This window comes from Zavarzinia marina (assembly GCF_021568905.1).
GTDB classification, from domain to species: domain Bacteria; phylum Pseudomonadota; class Alphaproteobacteria; order Zavarziniales; family Zavarziniaceae; genus Zavarzinia; species Zavarzinia marina.
Genome location: NZ_JAKGSB010000007.1, coordinates 1 through 26,043, shown reverse-complemented (window position 1 = coordinate 26,043; position 26,043 = coordinate 1). Strand labels below are relative to the sequence as shown.

General features: G+C 67.5%; 22 protein-coding genes. 16 read left to right on the top strand and 6 right to left on the bottom strand.

Going from position 1 to position 26,043, the window contains the following annotated elements:
* Nucleotides 1-89: 89 nt before the first annotated feature.
* Nucleotides 90-1,688 (bottom strand): long-chain-fatty-acid--CoA ligase, encoded by a 1,599-nt coding sequence (locus L2U69_RS16755; protein WP_236108281.1) that lies wholly within the window; start codon nt 1,686-1,688, stop codon nt 90-92.
* A 136-nt stretch (nt 1,689-1,824) separates the two neighbouring features.
* Between L2U69_RS16755 and L2U69_RS16750 the strand changes: the two genes are divergently transcribed.
* The 12 genes from L2U69_RS16750 to L2U69_RS16695 all read left to right on the top strand — a co-directional run bounded on the left by L2U69_RS16750 (nt 1,825) and on the right by L2U69_RS16695 (nt 16,450).
* Nucleotides 1,825-3,078, top strand: a complete 1,254-nt coding sequence (locus L2U69_RS16750; protein ID WP_236108280.1) for a cytochrome P450 — start codon at nt 1,825-1,827, stop codon at nt 3,076-3,078.
* 88 nt (nt 3,079-3,166) lie between these two features.
* The gene (locus L2U69_RS16745; RefSeq protein ID WP_236108279.1) at nt 3,167-3,490 is read left to right on the top strand and encodes a 2Fe-2S iron-sulfur cluster-binding protein; all 324 of its coding nucleotides are present in this window, start codon (nt 3,167-3,169) and stop codon (nt 3,488-3,490) included.
* Nucleotides 3,491-3,723: 233 nt separating this feature from the next.
* Nucleotides 3,724-5,175, top strand: coding sequence for a coniferyl aldehyde dehydrogenase (locus L2U69_RS16740; protein WP_236108278.1), 1,452 nt, complete (start codon nt 3,724-3,726; stop codon nt 5,173-5,175).
* Nucleotides 5,176-5,177: 2 nt separating this feature from the next.
* Nucleotides 5,178-6,047 (top strand): enoyl-CoA hydratase-related protein, encoded by an 870-nt coding sequence (locus tag L2U69_RS16735; protein WP_236108277.1) that lies wholly within the window; start codon nt 5,178-5,180, stop codon nt 6,045-6,047.
* Nucleotides 6,048-6,094: 47 nt separating this feature from the next.
* Complete coding sequence (locus L2U69_RS16730) at nt 6,095-6,505, top strand: nuclear transport factor 2 family protein (RefSeq protein WP_236108276.1); 411 nt, start codon at nt 6,095-6,097, stop codon at nt 6,503-6,505.
* A 27-nt stretch (nt 6,506-6,532) separates the two neighbouring features.
* Nucleotides 6,533-6,928 carry a hypothetical protein gene (locus tag L2U69_RS16725; RefSeq protein WP_236108275.1) on the top strand — a complete coding sequence of 132 codons (396 nt, stop codon included), beginning with the start codon at nt 6,533-6,535 and terminating at the stop codon, nt 6,926-6,928.
* Between the two features lie 95 nt (nt 6,929-7,023).
* On the top strand, nt 7,024-9,423 hold the full coding sequence (locus L2U69_RS16720) for an efflux RND transporter permease subunit (RefSeq protein ID WP_236108274.1): 2,400 nt from the start codon (nt 7,024-7,026) through the stop codon (nt 9,421-9,423).
* A gap of 39 nt (nt 9,424-9,462) precedes the next feature.
* Nucleotides 9,463-10,848, top strand: coding sequence for a DUF1329 domain-containing protein (locus tag L2U69_RS16715; protein ID WP_236108273.1), 1,386 nt, complete (start codon nt 9,463-9,465; stop codon nt 10,846-10,848).
* A gap of 23 nt (nt 10,849-10,871) precedes the next feature.
* Entirely contained in the window at nt 10,872-11,837 is a 966-nt protein-coding gene (locus L2U69_RS16710; protein WP_236108272.1) for a sialidase family protein, read from the top strand.
* 45 nt (nt 11,838-11,882) lie between these two features.
* Nucleotides 11,883-13,757 carry a DUF1302 family protein gene (locus L2U69_RS16705; RefSeq protein ID WP_236108271.1) on the top strand — a complete coding sequence of 625 codons (1,875 nt, stop codon included), beginning with the start codon at nt 11,883-11,885 and terminating at the stop codon, nt 13,755-13,757.
* Between the two features lie 121 nt (nt 13,758-13,878).
* The gene (locus L2U69_RS16700) at nt 13,879-15,084 is read left to right on the top strand and encodes a hypothetical protein (protein WP_236108270.1); all 1,206 of its coding nucleotides are present in this window, start codon (nt 13,879-13,881) and stop codon (nt 15,082-15,084) included.
* Nucleotides 15,085-15,217: 133 nt separating this feature from the next.
* Nucleotides 15,218-16,450, top strand: coding sequence for an NADH:flavin oxidoreductase/NADH oxidase family protein (locus L2U69_RS16695; protein WP_236108269.1), 1,233 nt, complete (start codon nt 15,218-15,220; stop codon nt 16,448-16,450).
* A 29-nt stretch (nt 16,451-16,479) separates the two neighbouring features.
* Here L2U69_RS16695 and L2U69_RS16690 read toward each other — a convergent pair whose 3' ends face one another.
* Both L2U69_RS16690 and L2U69_RS16685 read right to left on the bottom strand, forming a co-directional pair.
* Nucleotides 16,480-17,298, bottom strand: a complete 819-nt coding sequence (locus L2U69_RS16690; RefSeq protein WP_236108268.1) for an SDR family NAD(P)-dependent oxidoreductase — start codon at nt 17,296-17,298, stop codon at nt 16,480-16,482.
* Nucleotides 17,299-17,430: 132 nt separating this feature from the next.
* The gene (locus L2U69_RS16685) at nt 17,431-18,858 is read right to left on the bottom strand and encodes a DHA2 family efflux MFS transporter permease subunit (protein ID WP_236108267.1); all 1,428 of its coding nucleotides are present in this window, start codon (nt 18,856-18,858) and stop codon (nt 17,431-17,433) included.
* A 257-nt stretch (nt 18,859-19,115) separates the two neighbouring features.
* Between L2U69_RS16685 and L2U69_RS16680 the strand changes: the two genes are divergently transcribed.
* A complete protein-coding gene (locus L2U69_RS16680) occupies nt 19,116-19,829 on the top strand; it encodes a DUF4253 domain-containing protein (RefSeq protein WP_236108266.1) in 714 nt (237 codons plus the stop codon).
* A 15-nt stretch (nt 19,830-19,844) separates the two neighbouring features.
* Here L2U69_RS16680 and L2U69_RS16675 read toward each other — a convergent pair whose 3' ends face one another.
* Complete coding sequence (locus L2U69_RS16675) at nt 19,845-20,597, bottom strand: SDR family oxidoreductase (RefSeq protein WP_236108265.1); 753 nt, start codon at nt 20,595-20,597, stop codon at nt 19,845-19,847.
* A 70-nt stretch (nt 20,598-20,667) separates the two neighbouring features.
* Here L2U69_RS16675 and gloA2 point away from each other — a divergent pair, with 70 nt between their 5' ends.
* Nucleotides 20,668-21,051 carry an SMU1112c/YaeR family gloxylase I-like metalloprotein gene (gene gloA2, locus L2U69_RS16670; RefSeq protein ID WP_236108264.1) on the top strand — a complete coding sequence of 128 codons (384 nt, stop codon included), beginning with the start codon at nt 20,668-20,670 and terminating at the stop codon, nt 21,049-21,051.
* On the opposite strand, the gene L2U69_RS16665 is transcribed toward gloA2, so the two are convergent.
* Nucleotides 21,039-23,201 (bottom strand): heavy metal translocating P-type ATPase, encoded by a 2,163-nt coding sequence (locus L2U69_RS16665; RefSeq protein ID WP_236108263.1) that lies wholly within the window; start codon nt 23,199-23,201, stop codon nt 21,039-21,041. The two genes, gloA2 and L2U69_RS16665, sit on opposite strands and share 13 nt — an antisense overlap.
* Before the next feature lie 75 nt (nt 23,202-23,276).
* Here L2U69_RS16665 and L2U69_RS16660 point away from each other — a divergent pair, with 75 nt between their 5' ends.
* Nucleotides 23,277-23,717 (top strand): MerR family transcriptional regulator, encoded by a 441-nt coding sequence (locus tag L2U69_RS16660; protein ID WP_236108262.1) that lies wholly within the window; start codon nt 23,277-23,279, stop codon nt 23,715-23,717.
* A gap of 3 nt (nt 23,718-23,720) precedes the next feature.
* Here the strand turns inward: L2U69_RS16660 and L2U69_RS16655 are convergent, their stop codons facing one another.
* Nucleotides 23,721-24,254, bottom strand: coding sequence for a dihydrofolate reductase family protein (locus L2U69_RS16655; protein ID WP_236108261.1), 534 nt, complete (start codon nt 24,252-24,254; stop codon nt 23,721-23,723).
* A gap of 289 nt (nt 24,255-24,543) precedes the next feature.
* On the opposite strand from L2U69_RS16655, the gene L2U69_RS16650 reads away from it, so the two are divergent.
* Nucleotides 24,544-25,884: a DEAD/DEAH box helicase gene (locus L2U69_RS16650; RefSeq protein ID WP_236108260.1), complete on the top strand. Its 1,341-nt coding sequence runs from the start codon at nt 24,544-24,546 to the stop codon at nt 25,882-25,884.
* Nucleotides 25,885-26,043: the final 159 nt, after the last annotated feature.

Here is a 26,043-nt window from a genome sequence, read left to right as displayed (position 1 = left end):
TCCGGAAACAGAGCTGGCCTCGACTTGGTTACGGCCGACGGAAGCCGCCACGGTAGCGTGATCAAAACCTGTTCACAAGAAACTATTTTTCACGCCGATGCGCCATGGCGGCGGCGCAGTTCGGTCTTCAGGATCTTGCCCGTGGCGCCCAGGGGAAAGGCGTCGACGAAGACGATGCGCCGCGGCACCTGCCACTTCGCCAGGCTGCCGGAAAGATGGGCGACGATCGCCGAGTCCGTCACGGCCGCGCCCACCTCGGTCTTCACGATCAGCATGGGCCGCTCGCCCCAGGTCGCGTCCGGCACGGCGATCGCGGCGGCGCTCTCGACACCGTCGACCTGCATTGCCAGCTCCTCCAGCCAGGCGGAACTGATCCATTCACCGCCCGATTTGATCAGATCCTTGGCGCGATCGGTCAGCAGCAGGCGGTTGCCCGGCTCGATCTGGGCGATGTCGCCGGTGGCGAGCCAGCGGCTCTGAAAATCCGAGCCGTCCCGATTGTAGTAGCCACTGGCGATCCAGGCGCCGTGCACCAGCAGTTCGCCGGGGGTGAGGCCCGGCGCCTCGGTGCCGTCGGCGATCTTCAGCCTTACGCCATAGAGCGGTCGCCCCTGCCTGAGTTTCAGCGCGGCCTTTTCGCCCTGGGGCAGGGCGGCTTCGGCCGGGCGCAGGGTGCCGATGGTGCAGACGGGGCTGGTTTCGGTCATGCCCCAGCCCTGCAGGATCTCGATCCCGTGGCGTTCCTCGAAATGGGCGATCAGATTCCGCGACAGGGCGGCTCCGCCCACCATCAGGCGTTCCAGGCGGGGCAGGGTGGTGCCGCTGGCGCGCATGAATTCCGCAAGCCCGAGCCAGATCGTCGGCACGCCGACCGACAGGGTCACGCCTTCCTCGTTGAACAGGGCGGCGAGGCTGGCGCCGTCCAGCCGGTTGCGCGGCAGGACCAGCCGTGCGCCCGCCAGCATGCAGAGATAGGGCAGGCCCCAGGCATTGACGTGGAACATGGGAACCACCGGCACCACGGCGTCGGTCTCGCGGATGTTCAGATTGCCGGGCAGGCCGCACACCAGGGCATGCAGCACCGTCGAGCGGTGACTGTAGAGAACGCCCTTGGGATTGCCGGTGGTGCCGGACGTGTAGCAGAGCCCGGACGCCTGATCCTCGGCGACCGCGGGCCAGGCCGAAAGCGGCGGCGCGACGGCGACGGCATCGTCGAAATGAAGCAGATCCGGCCAATCGGCCACGGGATGCGCGTCGGCGCCGCCGAGCAGGACGAAGTGGCGCAGCGACGGCACCTGATCGCGCAGCGCACGGGCCAGGTCCAGGAAATCGGCGTCGAAGAACAACGCGACATCGCCCGCCTCGGCCGCGATATGGACGATCGTCTTCGGATCGAGGCGCGGGTTGATGGTGTGACACACGGCGCCGATGCCGGGCACGGCATAATAGAGCGCCAGGTGACGGTGCGTGTTCCACGCCAGCGTCGCCACCCGCGCCCCGGGGGCAATGCCGAGGTCGAGCATGAACCGCCCGGCGCGCGCGGCACAGAGCGCGAGATCGGCGAAATTCAGGCGCGTGCGGCTGCCGTCCGCCTCGACCGAGACGATCTCCTGATCCGGCGTATTGGCCGCCGCGTGCTCGAGGATCGAGGGGATGGTCAGGGGGAAATTCATCATCTGGCCGCGCATTGCCTGTCGTTCCTCGTGTCGTTGCGGATTGGGCGGGCGGGCGCCGTCGATCAGATTGTCGATTGACGCATCGTCTCGCCCTCGCCATATTATTTCCGGAGGAAACAATGTCGATAAGAAAGTGAATAACATGACAATGGGTAAACCCGCCGCGAAGGCCTTCACGGTCGAGATGCTGAACAGCCCGGAAGTGGTGCGCAATCCCTTTCCCTATTACGACGAACTGCGGGCGGCGGCGCCGCTCTATGGCTATCGCGACTATCCGCCCGGCACGGTTCCGGGCGTCGACCTGCCGGAGCCGTCCTGGGTGGTGCTGTCCCATGCCGACGTTTCGCGCGTCGCCTTCGATCACGACACGTTCTCGTCCCGCGACGGCCTGCAGGAACAATCGACCGCGCCGACCCTGATGCTGGTCAATCACGACCGGCCGGAACACACCCGGTTGCGGAAGATCGCCTCCAAGGCGTTTTCGCCGGCGGCGATCCAGTCCCTGGGCCCGGCGGTGCGCGAATTGGCGCGCGATACCATGGAAACCTTCTTCGACCAGGCGGCGCCCGGCGGCGCGGTCGACGTGATGGCGGATTATTGCGCCCTGCTGCCGGCGCGGGTGATCGCGCTGGTGATGGGGGTGCCGCAGGAACGCGACCGCGACATCCGGCGCTGGGCCACCGCCTTCATGCTGTCCGCCGATCTGTCGGCCGAGGAGCGCCAGGCGTGCAATCTGGAAGTTTCGGAATTCTATACGACGCATGTGCGGGAGCAGATGGCGGCACGGGCGCGGGGCGAGGCCTCGCCCGGCGACCTGCTGAACGCCTTCATCGAGACGGAAGTCGACGGCGAACGCCTGACGGAGGAAGAGATCATCCGCTTCTGCGTGACCGCGACCGTGGCCGGGGCCGAAACCACCAGTTTCCTTCTCGGCAACATGTTCGCGGTGCTGGCCGACGAACCCGGCGTCTGGGAAGCGTTGCAGGAGGACCGGTCGCGCTTCAATGCGGTCTATGAGGAGACGCTGCGCTATCACGGGCCGCCGCAACGCCTGTTCCGGGTGGCGACGCGCGACGTCGAGATCGGCCATGCCCGGATCAAGCGCGGCGATTGGGTCGCCTGTTTCTTCGGCGCCGCCAATTACGATCCCGACGTCTTTCCCGACCCCTATGCGTTCAAGATGGACCGTCCGAACGGCAACCGCCAGATGAGCTTCGGCCACGGCATCCACCGCTGCCTGGGCGCGCCCCTGGCCCGCCTGGAGGCGGAGATGACGGTGCTGGAGCTGCTGGACCGCTATGCGGCCGTGCGCCGCGCCGCGCCCATCCGCTGGCAGGGCGTCAGCCTGCTGAACCATGGGCCGGAGCATAATTCGCTCCAATTCGTGCCGAAGGCGCGCTGATCCCCATCCAGGCCCCGGCCGTCAGGGTCGGGGCGGATCTCTCTCTTCCCGCCGGCCGGCTTCGGCCGGCGGCCTCGGAGCAATCGGAATGTCGTCAATCACCGTCACCTTCATCCAGATGGACGGGGTGCATCGCACCCTCGACGCGCCCTGCGGCCAGACGCTGATGGAAATCGGTCGGGCCTGCGACGTGCGCGGCATCCTGGGGGAATGCGGCGGGGCCGGTTCCTGCGGCACCTGCCGCGTGGTGGTCGAGGACGCCGCCTTCCGGGCCCTGGTCGGCGAGGCCGAGGGACTCGAGGTCGATCTCCTGTCCTTCTTCGACGACAACCCGCCCGGAACCCGTCTCGCCTGCCAGATCACCCTGGATCCGGCATTGAACCATCTCACGGTCCGGGTGCCCCAGGAATGAACCAGAGTGGGCGGATTAATCGATCGCAGATACCAAAGATGTTTGACGTAAATAGTTTCTAAAGTGCAGAATTAGAACGAGCCAAAAAATTGGCCATAAAGGAGGGGGGGCATATGTCCAGAGCGACGATGACGGGTCGAAGACCCGAGGGGACCGGGGCCTAGCCCTTTGTGCCGGGTGGCGAGCGCTCGGCGCCCGACAGCACGAAAATCCGAGAGTTTCGAGGACACCTGATGAGAACGAAGCAGGTCGAAGGCGGCGCTTTGCCCGGCGCCGGCCCCGAGGATGAATTGCGCCTGTGTCTCGACCGGTTACGGTCGGGCGCCGCCGGCGAACCCTATCCGACGGCGGCGCGCCGCATCGATCGCCTGAACCGCTGCATCGCTCTCCTCGTCGACAATCGCGCGCGGATCGCCGAGGCGGTGGCCGCCGACTACGGCCACCGGTCCTGGCATCAGACCATGATCGCCGAGATCTTCACCACGATCGAGGCGCTGAAGCACGCGCGCGGCCGGACCAGGGCCTGGATGCGGCCCGAGCGCCGGCCACTGCCCCTGCATCTGTCGCTTCTGGGCGCCAGCGCGCGGGTCCTTCATCAGCCGGTGGGCGTGGTCGGGGTGATGGGGCCGTGGAACTTCCCGGTCAATCTGCTGGTGGCGCCTTTGGCCGGCATCCTGGCGGCCGGCAATCGCGCGATGCTGAAGCCGTCGGAACATACGCCTCATACGGCCTCGCTGCTGTCCGACCTGTTCGCCGAACGCTTCGATGCCGACGAGATCGGGGTGGCGACCGGCGGCCGCGCCGTGAGCGAGGCTTTCAGCAAGCTGCCGTTCGATCACCTGATCTACACCGGGGGCGGCGAGGTGGCGAAGCTGATCATGCGCGCCGCCGCCGACAATCTGGTGCCCGTGACGCTGGAACTGGGCGGGAAATCGCCCGTGGTCATCGGCCGTGGCGCGGATCTCGCCATGGCGGCGCGCCGCATCATCGGCGGCAAGATGCTGAACATGGGTCAGGTCTGCCTCGCCCCCGATTACATCCTGGTGCCGGCGGCCGCGCGTCAGGGGCTCGCCGACGCCCTCGTCGCGGAAATCGGGCGCATGGCGCCCGGCGGCACCGACAGCCCCGATGTCTCGGCCGTCATCAACACCGCCCACTACACGCGCCTCGCCGGGCAATTGAGCGACGCGGAGGAGCGGGGCGCCGCCATCCTGAGGGCGCCGGGACACAGGCCCCAGCCGGCGGGCCGGCGCATGCCGATCACCGTCGTGGTCGATCCGCCGGACGATGCGCGCATCATGCAGGAAGAGATCTTCGGCCCGCTGATCGTGCTGAAGTCCTGCACCGATTTCGATGCGGCGGTCGCGGCGGTCAACGCCCGGCCGCGCCCCCTGGCGCTCTATTACTTCGGCACCGACCGGGCCGAGACGCGGCGCCTGTCGCGCGAGACGACGTCGGGCGGCGTGGTGATCAACGACGTCATCATGCACTACACGATCGAAAGCCTGCCCTTCGGCGGGACCGGGCCCAGCGGCATGGGCGCCTATCACGGCGCCGACGGCTTTCGCCGCTTTTCGACGCCGCGCGCGATCTATCGCCAGACCTTCATCGATTCGAGCGCCCTGGTGCGTCCGCCCTTCGGGCCGGGCCGCCAGCGCCTGCTCGACCTCCTGATCAGGAAGTGACCATGACGGATCGCGACAGCGGCTTTCGCGTGACCATGGCGATGCCGGGAGTGGCCGTGCTGACCCTGAACCGGCCGGACCGGCGGAACAGCCTGCCGTGGCGCTTCTGGCGCGACTTCGGGCGCGCGCTCCGCGATCTCGATGAGGCGGGCACGGTCCGGGCCGCGGTCGTCGAAGCCGAGGGGCCGCATTTCAGCGCCGGCATGGCCTTCGATTTCTTCCGCTGCAGCGAATGTCCCCCCGGCATGGACGCCGGGCGTTTCAGCGAGAGCCTGCGCCACGTCGTCCTCGATCTGCAGCAGGCCGTCGCGACGCTCGAACAGGTGCGCTTTCCGGTGATCGCCGCCATCCAGGGCGGCTGCATCGGCGCCGGCCTGGATCTCGTCTGTGCCGCGACCCTGCGCCTGTGCGCGGACGACGGCTATTTCCAGGCAGCGGAGGTCGAGATGGGGCTGGCCCCGGACATGGGCACCTTGCAGCGCCTGCCCCTGCTGATCCCGCCCGGGCTCGCCGCCGAACTGGCGCTGACCGGGCGCCCGATGCCGGCGAAAGAGGCGCTGCGCCACGGCTTCGTCACCGAAATCGCGCCCGATGCGGCGGCGCTGCGCCAGGCGGCGCTGGCGCTGGCCGGGCGGCTGGCGGCCAAGTCGCCGCTGGCGGTCGCGGGCATCAAGGCGGGCCTTCTGTTCGCCCGCGATCACGGCGTCGGCGCCGGCCTCGGCCTCAGCGCCGCCTGGAACGCCGGCATGTTCGTAACCGGTGACGTTGCCGCCTCTGTCGCGGCCCGGCGCGACCGGTCCCAGCCGGCCTATGCCGACCTCAACCCGCGCACCGCCGACTGGCTGCTCGAAGCCGGGGCGCCGAAACCCTGAACCGGATGGCCCAAGGCCGCCACAGCATCAAGACACAGGAGGAAACCATGACCATGCAACCGATCGACGTCACCAAGGCCCTGTTCGAAGCCTTCGGGCGCGGCGACGTGGACCAGATCCTGACCCTGCTGCACGACGAAGTGCGGATCGAATTCTACGGCCCCGGCATCATTCCCTATGCCGGTTTCTATGCCGGGCTCGACGAGGCGCGGCGCTTCTTCGAGACGGTGCTGGCCTCGGTCGACATCCATCAGTTCGACGCCGAGGACTTCATCTGCGAAGGCGACAAGGTGGTGGTCACCGGCCATCTGAACCTGACCGCGCGCGTCACCGGCGGCACCATCGACAGCGACTTCGTCCATGTCATCACGGTGGCGGACGGCAAATGGCTACGTTTCCGCGATTTCATGAACACGGCGGTCGCCGTCGCCGCCTTCGGCATGGCCAAGGCCAGCTGAACGATGGTGACGACGGAACCCGTCACGATGCCGGCGGAAAGCGCCGGGGGCGTGCTGCGCCAGGTGGCGATGGCCGATCTGGTGATCCTGGCGCCCTTCGCCGTGCCCTTCCTGGCCGAGCGCTATCTGGCGCTGTGGTTCTGGCTGAACGGCCGGATCGGCCATGACGCGGTGGTGCCCGACCTCGGCGCCACCGGCTGGCTGCTGGTCAATCTGATGGGGTTCTTCGCCGTCTGGGCAGCCGTCCTGCGGCTGCGCGCCCGGGGGGCGGTCGCGGTCCGCCTGACGCTCGCGGCCAAAGCCGTCGCCGTCGTCCTGATCGCCATCGGCCTTGTCCGCGGCGCGGCCCCGATCCTCGCGGTCGCCCTGGTGGCCGATGCGGTGGCGTGCCTGCGCATCGGCCTGGCCGGGCGACAGCCGTGACATCCGCCATGACAGCCGCCCGCGCCCCCCAACCGTCCCGTCAGTAGAGGCTTCGAGACGTGCAGAATACCCCCTTCAGAATTGCCCGGTGGATCATGGCGAACCGCCTGGTCACGCTCGGCGCGGCGATCGCGCTGACGGTCTTCTTCGGTCTCGGCCTGCGCAACGTCGAGCTGCGGACAATCTTCTCCGACCTGCTGCCGGCCGATCATCCCTATGTCCAGACCTTCAAGGACCATCCGAACTTCGGCAACCCGCTGACCGTCACCGTGATGATCAAGCGCAAGGACGGCGACATCTACAATATCGAGACCCTGAACAAGGTCTGGAACATGACGCGGGACGTCGACCTGGCGCCCGCCGTCGATCACGACCAGGTGCTCTCGATCACCACGGAAAAGGCGCGCTATGCCGAGGCGACGCCCGAAGGCATCGACGTCCAGCCGATCATGGGCGATCACCCGCCGCGCGATCGGGCCGATGTCGACGAATTCCGCCGCCGGGTGGAAATGTCGCCCAACGCCCGGGCCTTCCTGATCTCCCACGACGGCACCGCCACCATCATCACCGCAACCTTCATCGAGCGCCTGCTCGATTACGGCGAAGTCTTTCAATACATGCAGGCCCTCGTGGAGCGCGAGCGCGACGCCGATCACGAAGTCTATATGGCGGGCCAGCCGGCCCTGACCGGCTGGGTCTATCACTACCAGCACCAGATGCTCTGGATCTTCGGCATCACGCTGCTGGCCCTCGTGCTGTCGCTCGCGGTCTACATGCGGAATGTGATCGGCGTCGTCGTGCCGCTGGCCGCCAGCGCCGTGGCCGCAGTCTGGGGCTTCGGCTTCGTCGGCTGGCTGGGCCTGCCGATCGAGCCGCTGATCATGGTGGTGCCGCTGCTTCACGTGGCGCGCTCGTTCAGCCATTGCGTGCAGTTCATCGAGCGCTATTGCGAGGTCCTGCATCACGTCAAGGACCGGCGCAAGGCGGCCGAGATCTCGCTCGGCGTGATGATGGTGCCGGGCACCCTCGGCATCGTCACCGATGCGATCGGCCTCTGCCTCATCGCCGTCGCCCCCATCCCGGTGATGGAACGCCTCGCGATCTTCTGCGGCTTCTGGGCCTTCATGCTGGTCCCGGCCAATGTCTTCCTGGCGCCCCTGCTGCTGTCCTGGCTGCCGGTGCCGCGGAACATTCTGAAGATCACGGGGCGCGCGGGCGATCACGGCGTCCACGTCATGATCCGCGACATGCTGCGCGGCCTCTCGACCTGGACCTTCGGCCGCCGGGCGCGCTTCACCACGGCCGCGGTCGTCCTGGTCGCCGCCTTCAGCCTCTATCAGACCATGCACATCAAGATCGGCAACCCGGTCGAGGGCAGCAATCTTCTCTACGACACGTCCGAATTCAACGTCGCCGTCGCCAAGATCAACGACCATTTCCCCGGTCTGAACACCCTCGAGATCGTGCTCGAGGCCAAGGATCCGGTGAACCCCAAGCGTGTCGCCCGTCAGGCCCACACGATCGAGACCATGGCCCGGATCGAGTATTTCCTCGAAAAGCAGCCGGTGCCACCGGTCGCCACCCTGTCCTTCGCCGACTATCTGCCCGAGGCCAACCGCCTGTTCGCGGGCGGCAATCCGAAGTGGCTGCCGCTGGAACGCGACGATGCCTCGGTCGGGGCGGCGGTCGGGGCGCTGATGTTCGGCACCAGCCCGAAGGCCTTCCTCCACGTCACCGATTTCGAGCAGCAGAACGGCACGATCTCGCTCTGGTACAAGGACAACACCCAGGCGACGGTCGATCAGGCGATCGCCCAGGCCAGGGCCGCGGTCGATCTCGTCGGGGCGGATCATCCGGATTTCCGCGTCCGTCTCGCGACCGGCACCATCGCCCTGCAGCAGTCGATCAACGATGCCGTGGAACATTACCACTGGATCATCCTCGGCCTTCTCAACCTCGCCATGTTCGTCTGCTGCGCGCTGGCCTACAGGTCGATCGTGGCGGGGCTTCTGCTGCTGATCCCGGTGAACCTGTCCAATTACTTCCTGTCGGCGGTAATGGTCGAGATGGGCATCGGGCTCGACGTCAACAGCCTGCCCATCACCGCGATCGGCATCGGCGTCGGCATCGACTACGGCATCTATCTGCTGTCGCGCATCTGCGAGGAATTCCAGGGCCACAGGCAATACGACAGCGCGATCCTGGCGTCGGTCGCGACCACCGGCAAGGCGATCTTCTTCACCGCCTCGATCATGCTGCTCGGCATCCTGCCCTGGTACTTCCTGTCCGAACTGAAGTTCCTCGCGGACATGGGGCTGCTGCTGGTCATGGTCATGCTCATCAACATGATCATCGCGCTGATCGTGGTGCCCCTGCTGGTCTGGCTCGTGAAACCCCGCTTCATGGCGCGCGACGACCTGATCGTCGGCGAGAGCGTCGACCTGTCCGCCTATGTGACGGACGACAACGAACTGAAGGCGCTGGCGGCGCACTGAACTTCAGTCGGCACACAATCGAACGAAGGGAGAGATCGGATGCATATCAGGAAATATGATGCGGGTTACAGCCGGCGCCAGTTCATGGAGCGGACCGCCAAGGGCGTGGTCGCCGCCGGCGTGCTGCAGCCGTTGTGGCCGCTGATCGCCAACGCCCAGGACACGGCCAAGGCCTATCCCGAGGAATTGCGCTCGCTCGAGGCCTATACCAAGGGCAAGGTCAAGGAAGGCGACGTCATCGACGCCAGCAACGTCGACATCGTCAAGGACCTGTTCGATCCCATCGCCTATATCCAGATCAAGGAGATGGGCCGGCGTGTCCGCGTCGCGCCGGTCACCACCGACATCACCAAGCTCTACAACACCAAATATCTGGAGGCGACGGTCCGCAACGCCGGCAAGGCGAAGTTCGACGCGACGGGCAATGTCGTCACCCAGGACGGCAATCGCTGGATCGGCGGCAATCCCTTCCCCGAGGCCAGGACCGGGATCGAGGTCTACGCCAATCTGACCCTGTCGTGGGGCCGCAACGACCAGGCCTTCTACGCGGTCCGGGACTGGGATATCTCGCCCTCGGGCAATGTCGCCTATCAATACGACTTCTGCTGGGTCGAGGAGAACATCAGCGGCCTGGTGAACGATCCGAACAAGCCCTATGTCGAGGACGGCTTCGAGGACATGCTGCGCTTCCAGTCGGTGTTCTTCACCGCGCCGAACGACGTGAAGGGCACCTCCTTCCTGTCGAACTGGATGTACGACCAGACCAAATTCCCCGACCTCTTCGGCTATCTGCCCGCCTTCAAGCGCGAACGCCGCTTCCCCACCAACCAGCGTTTCGAGCCGCTGGTGCCCGGCATCACCCTGTTCCTGTCGGACGCCTGGCATGCCGGCGATCCCATGCTGACCTGGGGCAACTACAAGGTGATCGAGACCAAGCCGCACCTTGGCGTGACGGGCGGCAACTGGCACGGCGATCGGCCGAATTGGGAGCCGGAGGTCCACGGCGGCCCGAAGGGCCAGACCTTCTACGAATACAACGTCGAATTCATTCCCGAAGTGATCGTCGTCGAAAGCGAGCCGACGGGTTACCCGCGCGCGCCGGTCGGCAAGCGCAGGACCTATGTCGACGTCCGCAACATGATGTCGGTCGGCTGCAATACCTATGACCGGCGCGGCCAATTGTGGAAGACCGTCGATGCCGCCTTCGGCCGTTACGAGAAGGGCGACCTCAGCGTGAAGGACGGCAATGGCGAAGTGGTGTGGTCGGTGCAGGCGGTCATGTGCCACGACATCCAGACCAACCGCATGAGCCGCTTCTATCTCGCCGACGAGATCCCGGGCGGTTACCGCTGCGAATGGAACGAGGGCAGCCTCTACGAACGCTATCTCACCATCCAGGCGATCCGCCGCCTGGGCAGCACCTGATCGGGCCGCGGGGGAGAGCATCGATGAGACCCTTCTTCTTCAGGCTCGCCCTTGCGGCGGGGGCGGCCGGCTGCGTGTCGGCCGCCGCCCTGGCCGCGCCGGCCGGCTTCGAGATCCTTCACCAGGGCACGGCCCATGAAGCCCTGTTCTGCATGGCGTCCGACGGCGACGATCTCATCGCGGTCGGGGCACCGGGGCTGTTGTTCGAAAGCGCGGACGGCGGCGCCACCTGGGCAGCCGGGACGGATGTCACGCCCGACGGTGCCCTGCTGGGCTGCCGCCTGAAACGGGGCCTCGGCCTCGTGGTCGGGCAGCGCGGCGCGATCTTCCGGAAAGACGGCGCGGGCTGGACCCGGATCCCGCCCGTCACCGACGCGCGGCTGTTCGCCGTCGACATGAATGCGGCGGGCCTCGCCGTCGCCGTCGGGGCCTTCGGCACGCTTCTGGTCTCGGACGACGCGGGCAAGTCCTGGTCGCCCGTCACCTACGACTGGTCGTCGACCAATGGGGAAGGGTTCCAGCCCCACGTCTACGGCGTCTCCGTCGCGGGCGACGGCACCATCACCATCGTCGCGGAATTCGAGGCGATCCTGCAATCGACCGACGGCGGCCGGCGCTGGACCGTCGTCCACAAGGGCAATGCCTCGCTGTTCGATGTCGCCATCGGCGACGACGGCATCGGCTATGCCGTCGGCCAGGACGGGCGCGTGCTGCGCACCAGGGACGGCGGGACGACCTGGGATCCGGTGGCCAGCGGCATCAAGGCCAATCTGCTGGGTGTCAGTCGCGGCGCCGCCGGCAGCGTCCTGGTCACCGGCCTGCGCAGCATGCTGGTCGGCAGCGACGCGGCCGATCGCTTCACCTCGGTCACGCCCGGCGACGTCGCCACGGGCTGGTATCAGGCCGTCGTCAGCATCGATGCGAAACGCTGGCTCGCCGCCGGTAACGCCGGGCGTGTCGTCCGGCTGGCCGCCGGCGCGGACCGGTAGAACCACTTCCCGGATGCGGAAAAAAGCAACAACAGGGGGCAGGGAATGAAAAGGGAATTTTCGGAGAAGCGGTTGGTCGCCGCCCTGATGGGGGGCACCGCGCTGCTGGGCATGGCGGTGCCGTCCTTCGGTATCGACTTCCAGATCTCCGGCTTCATCCAGCATCAGATGGCGTGGAAACTGTCGGACAAGGAGAACCCGAACAATCAGTCGGGCGACCCGTTCAACGGGCAGGAAATTCCGCTGGAACCTTTGGGCCTCGATCTCGGTGCCCTGAATGCCGTCAATCGGGTGCTGGCCGGATTGTCGCTGCCGGTATTGGACGATCTGACCGGGCCGCTGTTCGGCTCCGCCGTCACCCTGCCGCCGACCGGCTATCGCGACGTGCCGTCGACCAGCAACGACCTGAACCTGATGATCAGCCGGCTCGAACTCAACATGAAGGCCGCGATCAACGCGAATTGGAGCGCCTCGGCGACCCTGCGCGCCGTCTATGACTGGAACCCCTACAACGACGTCACCGACGTCGATTTCTTCCAGACCCAGATGCGCGAGGGCGGCGGCGGCACGCCGCTCGAATTCGCGCAGAAGAACTACATGATCGACCTGCCGGTCGCGACCCTCAACTATGTGAACGGCCCGTTCTTCGCCCGTCTCGGCAATCAGCAGATCGCCTGGGGCGAGGCGGTGTTCTTCCGTGTGCTGGACGTGCCGAACGGGCTGGACCTGCGGCGTCACCTGATCCTGGATCCCGGGCTGGAGGAATATTCCGACAAGCGGGTGCCGGGGCTCGGGCTGCGAGCGTCCTATCAGGTCTCGGCCGATTGGGAGGTCGAAGGCTTCATCCAGAAGTTCGAGCCGACGATCTATCCCAATCCCTCGACCCCCTACAACATCATCCCCGATCAATTCACCCTGCACGACCGCTACGACGGCTATGCCGACAATCTGTGGAACGTCGGCGGCCGCATCAGGGGCCAGCTCGACAGTCTCGGCCTGCAGTTCATCGCCATGAGCCGGCATAATCCGGACGGTGTCATCCGCTGGACCAAATCCGGCCATTCCGCCGATATTCCCCTGCTGCCGGGCTCCGGCGCCACCCTGGCCGAGACGCCGTTCGAGGTCGACCAGGCACGCGGCGTGAAGAGCCAGGAGGAATGGTTCTATTATGCCGGTGCCGTCCGCCTCGACGGCGTGCAGGCGCTCAATGCGGCGGTGGACGATTTCCAGCCGGCGACCGGCGCGCTGACCGCCTATAACGTCGGCGACAGCCCGAGCCTGGCGGCGGCGGAACTCGACACGTTCTTCTGGCTGTCGGGCGGCCTGCGCGGCCATATCGAGCGGGTCTTCCCTTACGAGAACATCTTCGGCGCCAGCGCCAATTATGTCTTCGAAGGCAGCCCCGGCTCGTTCTTCGAGCAGCTCATCGCCCGCGTCGAGCTGACCTATACGCCCGACAAGGTGTTCACCGCGCCGTCCCTGACCAAGGACTTCCAGATCAAGGACGAATGGGCCTTCGCCGCCGTGGTCGAGAAATGGTACCGCTGGAGCGCGGATTTCCCGGCCGCCTATCTGGTCGGGCAATATATCTACAAATCCGCCAGCGACCTGTTCGGCCGCAGCCTCGACGGGTACGGCGGCAACGAGACCGGCCTGCACGGCGGCATCGATTCCTATCACGCCGTGGCCTTCGCCGGGTTCCAGCCTTCGCCGTCGCTGGAATGGCGCTTCGAATGGGCCGTCCTCTACGATCTGCAGGGCGGCTTCTACATCCAGCCGGGCGTGCGCTGGAAGCCCGACGACAAATGGCAGGTCGACCTTCACGCCACCATCATCGCGGGCAAGAACGACAACAAGAACGCCGTCTCGACCCTCGATTTCGCCGACGAGATCGCACTCCGCGTAACCTATCAGTTCTAGCTGCCGGCTTCCCCCGGCTCGACTGGGGGAAGGGGGACGGGCTCCTCCCGTTCGTCCGCCTTCCCCCGTTTTTTTCGGGTGCGGCCGGGTATCGCCAGGGATGAATCCAAGGAAGAAGAAGATGAACAGAACGGTCATGGGGGCGATGATGGGGGCTGCGCTGGCCGCCGCCCCAGCGGTATCGGCGGCGCAGGCGCCGGTCGCGGTCGCCGGCAGCAGTTTCCAGATCGACGTCTTCGGGGGCGGCGACGAGGGCGGCACGCTCTATGGCGCGGCACCCAGCGTGACCCTGCCCATCGGCGACAGTCTCGGCCTGCAGGTCGACGGCATCGCGGGCATGGTCGCGGACGAACTCGGTGTCTACGGCGGGGCCGTGCAGCTCTTCTTCCGGCAACCGGAGCATCATCTGCTCGGCATCGCTGCCTCGGGGCTCGTGGTCGATGGCGAGACCCAGGTCTCGGTCGCGGCCATCGGCGAATACTACCTGGAGCGTATGACGCTCGAAGCCCTTGCCGGCTATCAGTCGGGCGACATCGGCGACGGCTTCGTCGGCCGGCTGGGGTTGTCCTTCTACGGCGGCGACGGCTTCCGCATGGGTATCGGCGCCAGCTATGGCGACATCGGCAAATTCGGCGCCGATGCCGAACTGGAGTATATGGCCTTCCCGGAAAACGGCCTCGCGCTCTTCGCGTCCGGCGGTTTCGACGATGGCGGGGCATTGGGGCTGGTCGGCCTCAGGCTCTATGCCGGGGGCGAGGATGCGCCCTCGCTGCTCGTCCGGCACCGCACGTTGGGGCGGCGCAACCTCTATCTGGCGGCGCCCACGGTGACGGGCACGCGCTTCATTTCGCGGGCCGGCGGGGCCATGGCCGGCGGCTCCGGCTTCGGCGACATCGCGCCCGTCGCGGTACCGGTCGAGGAACCTTCCGTGCTGGCCGGCTCGGCGGTCGGGGACCTGCTGGGCGATCTGGTCGCCACCGGTACCGGCCAGGCCCCCTTGGGTGGCCTGCTCGGGGGCATCCTGCCCGGCGGCACCACGGGTACGCCGATCGATTCCGTTCCCATCGTCGGCGATCTGGTCGGCAGCCTGGCGGCGCTCGTCTCGGGCGAGACGCTGCGCGTCGGCGACCTGCCGACGGGTCCGGGCTCGCTGGCGTCCCTGCCGCTGGTCGGCGATATCCTCGGCCTGCTGCCGGCGGAAGGTGTGACCGCCCTGGTCGGCAGCCTGAAGCCGGGGCCGGTGCTGACCCGTCTCGTGCCCGACCTCCTCTCCGGCCTCCTCGGCAATCTGGCGGGCGGGCTGGCGGGCGCCAATCCCGTGCCCTGACCGTCGGCCCGTGCAATCGGTGGCAATCGGCCTCGTTCTCGTTAAAATCTTGTTGTTCGCCTGACAAAGTCTTGCATAACAAATGCCGGGCGCGCCGACCGCCGCGCCCGTCGATCCAGGGAGGACAGGCAGGATGACGATCACTCTCGGCACGCCGCTGGCGTTGGGCAACGGCATTCAGCTGCCCAACCGGATCGCCAAATCCGCCATGAGCGAGGCGCTGGGCACCTTCGACAATCGCGTCACGCCCGAATTGGTGCGCCTGTACCGGCGCTGGGGCGCGGGCGGCACCGGCCTGCTGATCACCGGCAATATCATGATCGACCGCCGCGCCCTGGGCGAGCCGGGAAATGTGGTGATCGAGGACGAGCGCGACATGGATCTGCTGCGCGAATGGGCGGCTGCCGGCAAGGCCGGGGGCGCGCATATCTGGGCCCAGATCAACCACCCCGGCCGCCAGGCGCCGAAGGGGCTGAACGTCGAAACCGTCTCGCCCTCCGCCGTGCCCTTCAGCGACTCCATGAAGGCGTTCTTCGAGACCCCGCGCGCCCTGACCGGCGACGAGATCGAGGACATCATCGCCCGCTTCGGCCGCGCCGCGGGCATCTGCCACAAGGCGGGTTTCACGGGTGTGCAGATCCATGGGGCGCACGGCTATCTGGTCAGCCAGTTCCTCTCGCCGCTGACCAATCAGCGCAGCGACGAATGGGGCGGCACGCCTGAGAACCGGCGGCGCTTCGTGCTCCGTGTGCTCGAGGCCATGCGCGCGGCGACGGCACCGGATTTTCCCATCGGCATCAAGCTGAATTCGGCGGATTTCCAGCGCGGCGGCTTCACAGAGGAAGAGGCGCTCGACGTCATGGCCGCGCTGTCGGAAGCCGGCATAGACCTGATCGAAATCTCGGGCGGAACCTATGAGGCGCCGGCCATGACCGGGGTCAGGGCCTCGACCCGGGCGCGCGAAGCCTATTTCCTCGACTTCGCCGACAAGGTCCGAGCGCGCATCCCCCATGTGCCGCTGATGGTCACGGGCGGCTTCCGCACCGCCGCCGGCATGAACGGTGCGCTGGAATCCGGTTCCCTGGACCTCTGCGGCATCGCCCGCCTGCTCGCGGTCGAGCCCGAGGTCTCGCAGCGCCTGCTCGAGGGCAAGGACCCGAAGGAAAAGGTCTCGCCGCTCAAGACCGGCATCGGCATGGTCGACCGCATGGCCCTGATGGAGGTCACTTGGTACACGCGGCAACTGCGCCGCATCGGCCGCGGCCGGGATCCGAAGCCCCGTGAATCGGCGCTGAAAGTGTTCCTGGTCAGCACGGTCGAAACCATCATCGGCGTCCGCAAGACCCGCCGCCTGCGCGCCAGCTGATCCGGGCGCGCAGGGGAAGCTCCCGAGCCTCAGGACTTCATCGCGCGGCCCAGCAGTTTCCAGTAGTTGACGGGGAACAGGCGCTCGATGAAGCCGGCGGCCTTGGCGTCGTTGCCGACGAGGACGCGGGGTTTCCGCTTCTCGACCGCCTTCACGATGATTTCGCCCGCCTGTTCCGGCGGCATGCGCAGGAAGGCCTGGAAGTCTTTCCGCTGTTTCTCGACGTCGACCGCGTTCATGCCCTGGGGTACGCGCGCGTTCTTGGCGATCGAGGTGGCGATGCCGCCCGGATGGACGACGGTGACGCCGATGTGGGCACCTTCCATCTCGAGTTCGTGGCGGAGCGCGTTGGAAAAGCCGCGCACCGCGAATTTCGAGGCGGCGTAGGCGGTCTGGCCCGGCGGCGCGATCAGGCCGAACAGGCTGGACAGATTGACGATGCGCGCTTCCGAGCTGGCCCGCAGCAGGGGCATGAAGGCGCGCGTCATGCGCACCACGCCGAATAGGTTGATCGACAGCAGCCAGTCGAAATCGGCTTCGGAGACCTGCTCGAAAGTGCCGCCGATGGCCACGCCCGCATTGTTGAAGACGAGGTCGACCCCCTTGTGGTCGGCCAGCACGCGGGCCGGGAAGGCGGCGATCTGCTCCGCATCGGAAACGTCGAGGCGGTAGTGGGTGACCTTCACGCCATGGGCGGCCATTTCGGCGGCGGTCTTTTCCAGGGCCGCCTCGTCGATGTCGGAGAGGGCAAGGTTGCAGCCCCGCTTGGCGAGCGCGAGGGCAATGCCCCGGCCGATGCCGCCCGCCGCGCCGGTGATCACGGCGACCCGATCCTTCAGATTGAACATGCCACTCCCCATCTTCTTATTTGCGCGACGGCGCCCTGGCCCCCGGTTGCAATCCGGCGAACGATCATCATGGGATAACTGACATGCTTGTCATTTTCCACAAATGTTTGGGCCGTGGCGGTCCTGAGCGGATCAGCGGTCGCGCAGGTGATGGCCGCTGATCTCGCTGCCGGCATCGGGGGCGAGGCGGCGGTTCCAGATCACGGCGAGCAGCGAGATGCCCGTCACCACCAGGAAGGCGGCCGTGAAATCGCCGCGTGCAGGCGTGTCGCGCTCGCCCAGTGTCATGGCGACATGCAGCACCGTCGCGGCGGCGCAGACCCCGGCCGACAGCATCAATTGCTGGAAGGTCGTATAGAAGCTGGTGGCGGCGCTCATGCGCGCCGGGCCGATCTCGTCATAGGCGACGGTGTTCAGCGCCGTGAACTGCAGGGACATGGAGAGCCCGCTGGCGACCAGCACCGCGAAGATCGCCCATTCCGGCCAACTCGGGCTGAAAAAGGCACAGACCGCATAGAACAGGGCGCAGAGCACGCCGTTCACGGTCAGCGCCGTCCGAAAGCCGAGCGCCCGCAGGAGCGCGGGCGCCAGCGCCTTCATCAGCATGGCCCCCAGCGCCGTCGCCAGGATCATGGTGCCGGCCCTGGCCGCCGTCAGCCCGAAGGAAAGCTGGAACATCAGGGGCAGCAGGAAGGGATGCGCGCCCTGGGTGATCCGGGTCAGCGAACCCGAGATCATGGAAAGCCGGAAGGTCGGCACAAGCATCAGGCCGACGTCCAGGATCGGGGAGGGGTGGCGCCGGGCGTGCCGGAGATAGAGCCAGCCGAAACCGGCGCCGATCAGGCCGAGGGCGATGGCGATCCGCCCCTCGCCCTCGCGGCTGGCGAGTTCGGCCGCGAAGAACAGCCCGCCCAGGGCGATGCCCGACAGTGCCATGCCGGTCGCGTCGAAGCGCTGGCCGGGCGCCGGGGCCTCGCGCAGGTTGGGAATGAAGCGCGACGACAGCACGAGGCCGAGAAGCCCGATCGGCACATTGATGTAGAAGATCCAGCGCCAGTCCAGATAGGTGACGAAGAAGCCGCCCAGCGGCGGCCCGATGATGGGCCCGACCAGCGCCGGCACCAGCAGCCACGACATGGCCGCGACCATGTCCCGCTTGTCGACGGTGCGCAGCAGGATGAGACGCCCGACCGGCATCATCATGGCCCCGCCCAGCCCTTGCAGCAGCCGCGCGCCGACGATCGCCGCCAGACTGTCCGCCAGCGAACAGAGGGCGGACCCCAGAATGAAGACGACGATGGCGGCCCGGAACACGTTCCGCGCCCCGAAGCGGTCCGCCACCAGGCCCGAGGCCGGAATGAAGATCGCCAGCGACAGCAGATAGGACGTCATCGCCAGGCTGAGGTTCGGCGCCGAGGTGCCGAAATCGCGCGCCATGGCGGGCAGCGCGGTAGCCAGGATGGTGATGTCCAGCTGCTCCATGAACATCGCCGTCGCGATGATCAGGGCGGTGGTGCGGAAACCGGGACGGGGGGCGACGTCGCGCGCCGATGCGGGCATGAAGAGTCTCGACAGGAACACGCCCCTTTATGCCGCGTGGGGGCCCTTGCCGGTAAGCGGGGCGGCGCCATGCCTGTCATGCGATTTCGAACGGTTCCAAGGGAAGGCGGCATGGGGGATAGGCCCTTGGCGCTCGATATGGATCCTATAGGCTGTATCCAGGCAGAAAAGAAAACCGGGCGACGATGAGACGGCGGGATTTCACGACAGGGGCACTCTCCCTCGCCGCGCTTGGTGGAGTTACGGGACGAGATGCAATGGCTGCGCCTTCCAATGCCTCCGGGCTCGTTTCGCCACGCTTCGAAATCGTAAAGGCAGATGCTTCGGAAGCATTGCGGGTCTGGAAGGATCTGGCTTCGGCTGGCCGAGGTTACCCATTGCTGCTGGGGCCGAAGGACGGGGCGCAACGTGTCCTCGAAGATGCGGAATCCCCTTGGGTTCCCGATATGCCGACCACGGAACAAATTCTGGAGACCGCGAAACACCTCACGTACCCCGCAAGTCTCATGGACGAGCGGCGCGGTGCAATAGACGAAGAGGTGTTTTCGGAAGCTCCGTTGCCGGATGGCAGCTGGCCGACAGAGCCTTACATCATGCGAACCTGGGCCTACGGCTATTCTTGGGCGCAGGAGGAGCCGGAAGTCTTCATCGCTATTTTGCCGCTGAAAGATGGGGCCGAAGCCCCGGCTTTGCTACGCTGGGGAGGTTGGAACGACTGCCCGGTACCAGCGCAACATGTCGCCGCCTTGCGATCGTGGTTCGATCGTTTCGGGGCCATACTGCTCTCCCTCGGGAGCGATACACTGGACGTATTCGTCTCCCGCCCACCAACGGATCGCGTTGCTGCGCTCGCACTTGCACGGGAGCTCTACATTTATTGCCCCGATCTCGTAGACCAGGGGTTTCAGTCGCTTGGAGAGTTGGCGGCGAGCCTGATGGAAAGCCAGTTCTGGAATTTCTGGTGGGATTGAGGACGTGCTCGCCCCTCAGAAATGGCTGAGGTAGCCGCCGTCGACCGCAAGCGTCTGGCCCGAGACATAGGCGGCGGCGGGGGAGGCGAGGAAGACGACGGCGCCGGCGATTTCTTCCGGCCGGCCCCAGCGGCCGAGGGAGGTGCGGCGCGACAGCCAGTCGGCGATGCCCGGATCCGCCACCATGGCCGCATTGGCCTCCGTCGCGAAATAGCCGGGCGCCACGGCATTGACCGTGATGCCGCGCGGGCCGAGTTCGGCTGACAGGGCGCGGGTGAGAGCGTCCAGCCCGCCCTTGGCCGCGGTATAGGCGGCATCGCCGGCGCGGGCGATGGGCCCGGCGATCGAGGTGACGTTCACGATCCGCCCGCCGGCACCCATATGGGCGGCGAGGCGGCGGCAGAGGTCGAAGGGCGCCACCAGATCGATTTCGAGAAGCGCGCGGACGGCGGCGCGGTCGAGATCCTGAAGCGGGCGGCGGTCGCGAGCGCCCGCATTGTTGACCAGGATGGCGATCGGCCCGAAATCGCGGCGCGCCGTCTCCAGCGCCTCGTCGCAGGCCGTCTCGTCGCCGAGGTCGAAGGTGAGGGGGGCGGCCTTGCCCCCCGCCTGTTCGATCGCCGCGACGACGGGGCCGAGACTGGCGGCGTCGCGGCCATGGACCAGCACCAGGGCGCCGGCCCGCGCCAGGCCCAGGGCGATTTCCCGCCCCAGGCCCCGCGCCGCCCCGGTGACGAGGGCGATGTTTCCGTCGAGATCGAAGGTCATGGTGGTTTCCGACGCCGTTGCAACAGGGGGGCGAGCCTATACGATGAGGCGCCGAACCGCAGGGGGCTTCATGCTCGACCGTCTCCACCATGTCGCCGTGATCTGCGCCGACTACCAACGCTCGCGGCATTTCTATGCCGAAGTCCTGGGCCTTGCCGTGATCCGGGAAGTCTGGCGGGCGGAACGGCAATCGTGGAAATGCGATCTGGCCATCGGCCCCCACGCCATGATCGAACTCTTCTCCTTCCCCGACCCGCCGCCGAGGGTCAGCCGGCCCGAGGCCCGGGGGCTCCGCCATCTGGCCTTTGCCGTCGCCGCCCTCGATCCGGTGATCAAGCGCCTGACGGCGGCGGGGATCGCGGTGGAGCCGGTTCGGGTGGACGAATACACGGGCCGGCGCTTCACCTTCTTCGCCGACCCGGACGACCTGCCCCTCGAACTCTATGAAGATTGATAGGGCCGGAAGCGCAGCAGGCGCAGCGCGTTCAATGTGACCAGCACGGTCGCCCCCGTATCCGCCAGCACCGCGATCCACATGCCGGTGACACCGAGCACGGTGGTGACCAGGAACAACGCCTTGGAGCCGAGGGCCAGCGCCACATTGGTGTGGACATTGGCCATGGTCGCCCGCGACAGCGCCACCAGATCCGCGACCCCGCCGAGGCGGTCGTGCAGCAGGGCGGCATCGGCGGCTTCCAGCGCGACCTCGGCCCCCGTGCCCATGGCGATGCCGACCTGGGCGGCGGCCAGCGCCGGCGCGTCGTTGATGCCGTCGCCGACCTTGCCGACCGGGCCCCTGCCATCGCCCGCCAATTCGCCGACGATGCGGGCCTTGTCGGCCGGCAGCAGCTCGGCCCGGACCTCGATCCCCAGGTCGCGGCCGACGGCTTCGGCCGCGCGCCTGTTATCGCCGGTCAGCATGACCCCCGAAATGCCGAGCCGCTTCAGCGCGGCGATCCCGTCGCGGGCATCGGCGCGGGGCTCGTCGCGCAGCGCGATCAGGCCCAGGACCGCGTTCCCCTCGGTCAGCACCGCGACCGTCTTGCCCTCGGCCTCCAGCGCCGCCGTCGCTTCGAGATCGAGGGGGGCACGATCGGCGGCCGCCCGTGGACTGCCGAGGAAGAGGGCGCGGCCGTCGACGGTGCCGGTCACCCCTTCGCCGGCAATGGCGCCGAGGTCGGCGGCGGCGGGCGGCGTGGCGCCATGGGCCGCGACCACGGCCCGGGCGATCGGGTGGCTGGAGCCGGCTTCGAGACCGGCGGCGAGGCGCAGAACCTCCTCGACGGACAGGGCGCCGGGCAGGACGTCGGTCACCCGGGGCCGGCCTTCGGTCAAGGTCCCGGTCTTGTCGAAGGCGATGGTCTTCAGGCCGCCCAGGGTTTCGAGCACGGCACCGCCCTTGATCAGCAGGCCCCGGCGCGCGCCGGCCGACAGCCCGGCCGCGATCGCCGCCGGCGTCGAGATCACCAGGGCGCAGGGGCAGGCGACCAGCAACAGGGCGAGGGCACGGTAGATCCAGGTGTCCCAGTCGCCGGCGAAGGCGAGCGGCGGCACCAGGGCGACCAGCAGCGCCGCCGCGACCACGGCGGGCATGTAGAGCCGGGCGAAACGGTCGATGAAGCGCGCCACCGGCGCCTTTGCTTCCTGCGCCTCTTCGACCAGGCGGATGATGCGGGCGATCGTATTGTCCTCGGCGCCCTTGGTGACTTCCACGGTCAGGGCGGCGTCGAGGGCGATGGTACCGGCGAAGACTTCGTCGCCCGGGACCTTCAGACGGGGAATACTCTCGCCGTTGATCGGGGATTCGTCGATTTCCGCGCGGCCCTCGCGGATCACGCCGTCGGACGGCAGGCGGTCGCCCGGGCGGACCAGGACGCGATCGCCCGGCCGGACCTCTTCCGCCGCGACCTCGCGGGTGATCCCGCCGTCGATCAACAGGGCCGTGCGCGGGCGAAGCGCGGCCAGGGCGGCGATGCCCCGGCGGGCGCTGCCGGCGGCATGGCCTTCCAGCACCTCGCCCACGGCGAAGAGGAAGACCACCACCGCCGCTTCCTCCGCCGCCCCGATGAAGAGCGCGCCGATGGCGGCCACGGTCATCAGCATCTCGATCGTGAACAGGCTGCCGGCGGTCGCCGCCGCGAAGGCCCGGCGCGCCACGGGCACCAGGGCGACGACGGTGGCGGCCAGGAACGGCCAGGTGCCGGCGGCCGGGACCGCCAGGGTGACGGCATAGGCCAGCCCCAGCAGGAGGCCGGAGCCGATCACCAGCCGCCCCTTGGCGGTGCGCCACCAGGGCTTGTCGCGCTCGGACGGATCGTCGTGGGCGTGGGCGTGGTCGTGATGGTCATGCCCATGCCCATGCACGTCGTTGGCGATTCCGAAGCCGAGCCGGCGGATCGCCGCAGCCATGTCGGGCAGGGACGGGGCGACCGCGCCTTCGGTAACGGTCACCGTGCCGCCGGTCACATTCACCGCCACGTCACCGACGCCGGGCAGGCGCTTCAGGGCGGTCTCGATCTTCAGGGCACAGCTTGCGCAATCCATGCCCTCCACCGTCAGCCGATGGCTGACGGGCGCTTCGGTCATGACGGCCTGCTTGCTCATTCCGCTTGTCCTTCCCATCTATCGAAGACCACGATGGGAGCTAAAGCGACTGTAGCTTCAAGGAGAAAATGCGGGATGACGAAAGCCACTGAAATCAAGGACTTGTCCATCGGCGACCTGGCCCGCCGGACGGAGACAAAAGTCCAGACCATCCGCTATTACGAAGAGATCGGCCTGTTGCCGGCGCCGACGCGGACGGGCGGCAACCAGCGTGTCTATGGCGAGGGCAGCCTGCGCCGGCTCGCCTTCATCCGCCATGCCCGCGACCTCGGCTTCGGGATCGACGCGGTGCGCGATCTGCTGCGCCTGTCGGACCATCCGGAACAGGCCTGCGACGATGCGGACGAGATCGCGCGCCGCCATCTGGTGGAGGTGGAGGACCGGCTGAAGCGCCTGCGCTCGCTGCGCAACGAGTTGAAGCGCATGGTCGACTGCCATCACGGCGGTTCCATCGCCGACTGCCGGGTGATCGAGGTCCTGTCGGACCACGGGCTCTGCGCCCACCGGCAGCATTGAGCACTATTCGAGGCGGCGATAGGTCGCCTGCACCAGGCCGGTGGCGAAATGGCGCGACCCCAGCAATTGCCAGCGCCCGTGGGGCACGCCGTCGCCGAACAGGGGCAGGCCCCGGCCCAGCATGACCGGGACATGGGACAGGGTCATGTCGTCCACCAGATCCTCCGCCAGGGCCTGGCGGATGGTCTCGCCACCGTCGATATAGACGCGGGCGGCACCGTCCTCGCCGAGCCGCACGATCAGATCGGCGATCGGACCTTCGTAACGCGTCACGCCGTCCGGTACCGTGTCGAGCGCGCGGTGGCTCAGCACGATCACGCGCTTGCCGTCATAGGGCCAGGGATCGAAGCCGGCGACCATGTCGAAGGTGTTCCGCCCCATCACCACCGTGTCGCAGTCGGCGAAGAATTCGCCATAGCCGTAATCCTCCCCGTGCTCGTCCTCGACCACCGTCAGCCAGTCGATGCCGCCGTCGGTGCGGGCGATGAAGCCGTCGAGGCTCGTGGCGATGAAGACGGAAAGGCGGGGGCGGGGCATGGGCGGCGTCACTCGTGGTTGGGGGCTCCGGTTCTAGCGGAAGGGGCGGGCGACGGGAAGTTTGACTTGTCCCTTCGCATCTGCGATAAGCGACGCAGCCGGAAAGCCGGCTTCTTGCGCTCCAGCCGCGTAGGGGACATTGGCCTTTGCCCACGTCCTTCCTGTCGAGCGCAGCGATCTTCCCAACATCCGGTCACCCAGGCACGCGGGGCGAGACCAGGACCCCGTGCCGTAGCGGCGCCCTTCGCATCCTGCAGGGGCGTGGCGCGGCCCTTTTGAAAGTGTGTCTGTGACCCAATTCACGGAACTCGGCCTCGCCGAACCCCTGCTGCGCGCCCTGGCCGACCAGGGCTATGAGAACCCCACCCCGATCCAGCAGCGCGCCATTCCCGCCCTGCTCGAAGGCCGCGACATGCTGGGCATCGCCCAGACCGGCACCGGCAAGACGGCGGCCTTCGCCCTGCCCATCCTGAACCGTCTGCTGGCCCATCCCCAGCGCCCGACGCCCAAGACCACCCGTGTCCTCGTCATGGCGCCGACGCGTGAACTGGCGGCCCAGATCGCCGAGAGCTTCCGCGCCTATGGCCGCCACACCAAACTCGCGGTCGCCGTGATCTTCGGCGGCGTGCCCCACGGCGGGCAGATCCGCGCCCTGTCGCGCGGGCTGGACGTCCTTGTGGCGACGCCGGGCCGCCTGCTCGATCATGTCGAAAGCGGCCATTGCCGGCTCGACCATACCGAGGTCGTGGTGCTGGACGAGGCCGATCACATGCTCGACCTCGGCTTCGTCGTGCCGATCCGCAAGATCGTCGGCCGCCTGCCGATGCGCCGGCAAAGCCTGTTCTTCTCGGCGACCATGCCGAAGGAGATCGCGACGCTGGCGGGCGACATGCTGCGCGATCCCGTGAAGGTCGAGGTGACGCCGGTCGCCACCACGGCGGAACGGGTGACCCAGCAGGTCTATCTGATCGAGCACGCGGGCAAGCGCGCCCTGCTCCTCGAACTGCTCTCGGCGCGCGATGTGGAACGTCCCATCGTCTTCACCCGCACCAAGCGCGGTGCCGACCGGGTCGCGGAATATCTCGAGACCTACGGCATGACCGCCGCCGCCATCCACGGCAACAAGAGCCAGGGCCAGCGCGAACGGGCCTTGGCCGGCTTCAAGTCGGGCAAGGTGAAGGTGCTGGTCGCGACCGATATCGCGGCGCGCGGCATCGACATCGACGGCATCAGCCATGTCGTCAATTTCGAACTGCCCAACGTGCCGGAGCAATATGTCCACCGCATCGGGCGGACGGCGCGCGCCGGCAACGACGGCGTCGCCATCTCCTTCTGCGACCGGGACGAGATGCCCTATCTCCGCGATATCGAGAAGGTCACGCGCCAGAAACTCCCGGCGATCGACCGCCGGGCCAATCCGAATGCCCCGGTCGAGAGCGACGAGAAGCGCCAGCCCGCCGGCCGCCGGCCCCAGGGCCCCGCGCGGCGCCCGAACGGCCAGCGCCCGCGTAACGGCCAGCCTCAGGGTCAGAAGAGTCAGGGCCAGAGGCCACAGGGCCAGAAGCTTCAGGGCGAAAGCCGAGGCGGCCAATCCCGCAACGGCCGTCCGCCCCGCAAGGCGCAGGGCTGAGGTTGGAACGAGAAAGGGGGCGCTTGCGCCCCCTTTTTCGTCAGATGAGACCTTTTTCGGCGAGGTTCTTGACGATGGCGTCGGCGGCCTGTTCGACGGACTGGGTGGTGGTGTCGATGCGGATCTCGGGGTTTTCCGGCGGTTCGTAGGGGCTGTCGA

Excerpts from the sequence above, each read along its gene's own strand:
- L2U69_RS16755 (WP_236108281.1), bottom strand. The coding sequence starts at position 1,688 with ATGCGCGGCCAGATGATGAATTTCCCCCTGACCATCCCCTCGATCCTC.
- L2U69_RS16750 (WP_236108280.1), top strand. The coding sequence starts at position 1,825 with ATGGGTAAACCCGCCGCGAAGGCCTTCACGGTCGAGATGCTGAACAGC.
- L2U69_RS16745 (WP_236108279.1), top strand. The coding sequence starts at position 3,167 with ATGTCGTCAATCACCGTCACCTTCATCCAGATGGACGGGGTGCATCGC.
- L2U69_RS16740 (WP_236108278.1), top strand. The coding sequence starts at position 3,724 with ATGAGAACGAAGCAGGTCGAAGGCGGCGCTTTGCCCGGCGCCGGCCCC.
- L2U69_RS16735 (WP_236108277.1), top strand. The coding sequence starts at position 5,178 with ATGACGGATCGCGACAGCGGCTTTCGCGTGACCATGGCGATGCCGGGA.
- L2U69_RS16730 (WP_236108276.1), top strand. The coding sequence starts at position 6,095 with ATGACCATGCAACCGATCGACGTCACCAAGGCCCTGTTCGAAGCCTTC.
- L2U69_RS16725 (WP_236108275.1), top strand. The coding sequence starts at position 6,533 with ATGCCGGCGGAAAGCGCCGGGGGCGTGCTGCGCCAGGTGGCGATGGCC.
- L2U69_RS16720 (WP_236108274.1), top strand. The coding sequence starts at position 7,024 with ATGGCGAACCGCCTGGTCACGCTCGGCGCGGCGATCGCGCTGACGGTC.
- L2U69_RS16715 (WP_236108273.1), top strand. The coding sequence starts at position 9,463 with ATGCATATCAGGAAATATGATGCGGGTTACAGCCGGCGCCAGTTCATG.
- L2U69_RS16710 (WP_236108272.1), top strand. The coding sequence starts at position 10,872 with ATGAGACCCTTCTTCTTCAGGCTCGCCCTTGCGGCGGGGGCGGCCGGC.
- L2U69_RS16705 (WP_236108271.1), top strand. The coding sequence starts at position 11,883 with ATGAAAAGGGAATTTTCGGAGAAGCGGTTGGTCGCCGCCCTGATGGGG.
- L2U69_RS16700 (WP_236108270.1), top strand. The coding sequence starts at position 13,879 with ATGAACAGAACGGTCATGGGGGCGATGATGGGGGCTGCGCTGGCCGCC.
- L2U69_RS16695 (WP_236108269.1), top strand. The coding sequence starts at position 15,218 with ATGACGATCACTCTCGGCACGCCGCTGGCGTTGGGCAACGGCATTCAG.
- L2U69_RS16690 (WP_236108268.1), bottom strand. The coding sequence starts at position 17,298 with ATGTTCAATCTGAAGGATCGGGTCGCCGTGATCACCGGCGCGGCGGGC.
- L2U69_RS16685 (WP_236108267.1), bottom strand. The coding sequence starts at position 18,858 with ATGCCCGCATCGGCGCGCGACGTCGCCCCCCGTCCCGGTTTCCGCACC.
- L2U69_RS16680 (WP_236108266.1), top strand. The coding sequence starts at position 19,116 with ATGGCTGCGCCTTCCAATGCCTCCGGGCTCGTTTCGCCACGCTTCGAA.
- L2U69_RS16675 (WP_236108265.1), bottom strand. The coding sequence starts at position 20,597 with ATGACCTTCGATCTCGACGGAAACATCGCCCTCGTCACCGGGGCGGCG.
- gloA2 (WP_236108264.1), top strand. The coding sequence starts at position 20,668 with ATGCTCGACCGTCTCCACCATGTCGCCGTGATCTGCGCCGACTACCAA.
- L2U69_RS16665 (WP_236108263.1), bottom strand. The coding sequence starts at position 23,201 with ATGAGCAAGCAGGCCGTCATGACCGAAGCGCCCGTCAGCCATCGGCTG.
- L2U69_RS16660 (WP_236108262.1), top strand. The coding sequence starts at position 23,277 with ATGACGAAAGCCACTGAAATCAAGGACTTGTCCATCGGCGACCTGGCC.
- L2U69_RS16655 (WP_236108261.1), bottom strand. The coding sequence starts at position 24,254 with ATGCCCCGCCCCCGCCTTTCCGTCTTCATCGCCACGAGCCTCGACGGC.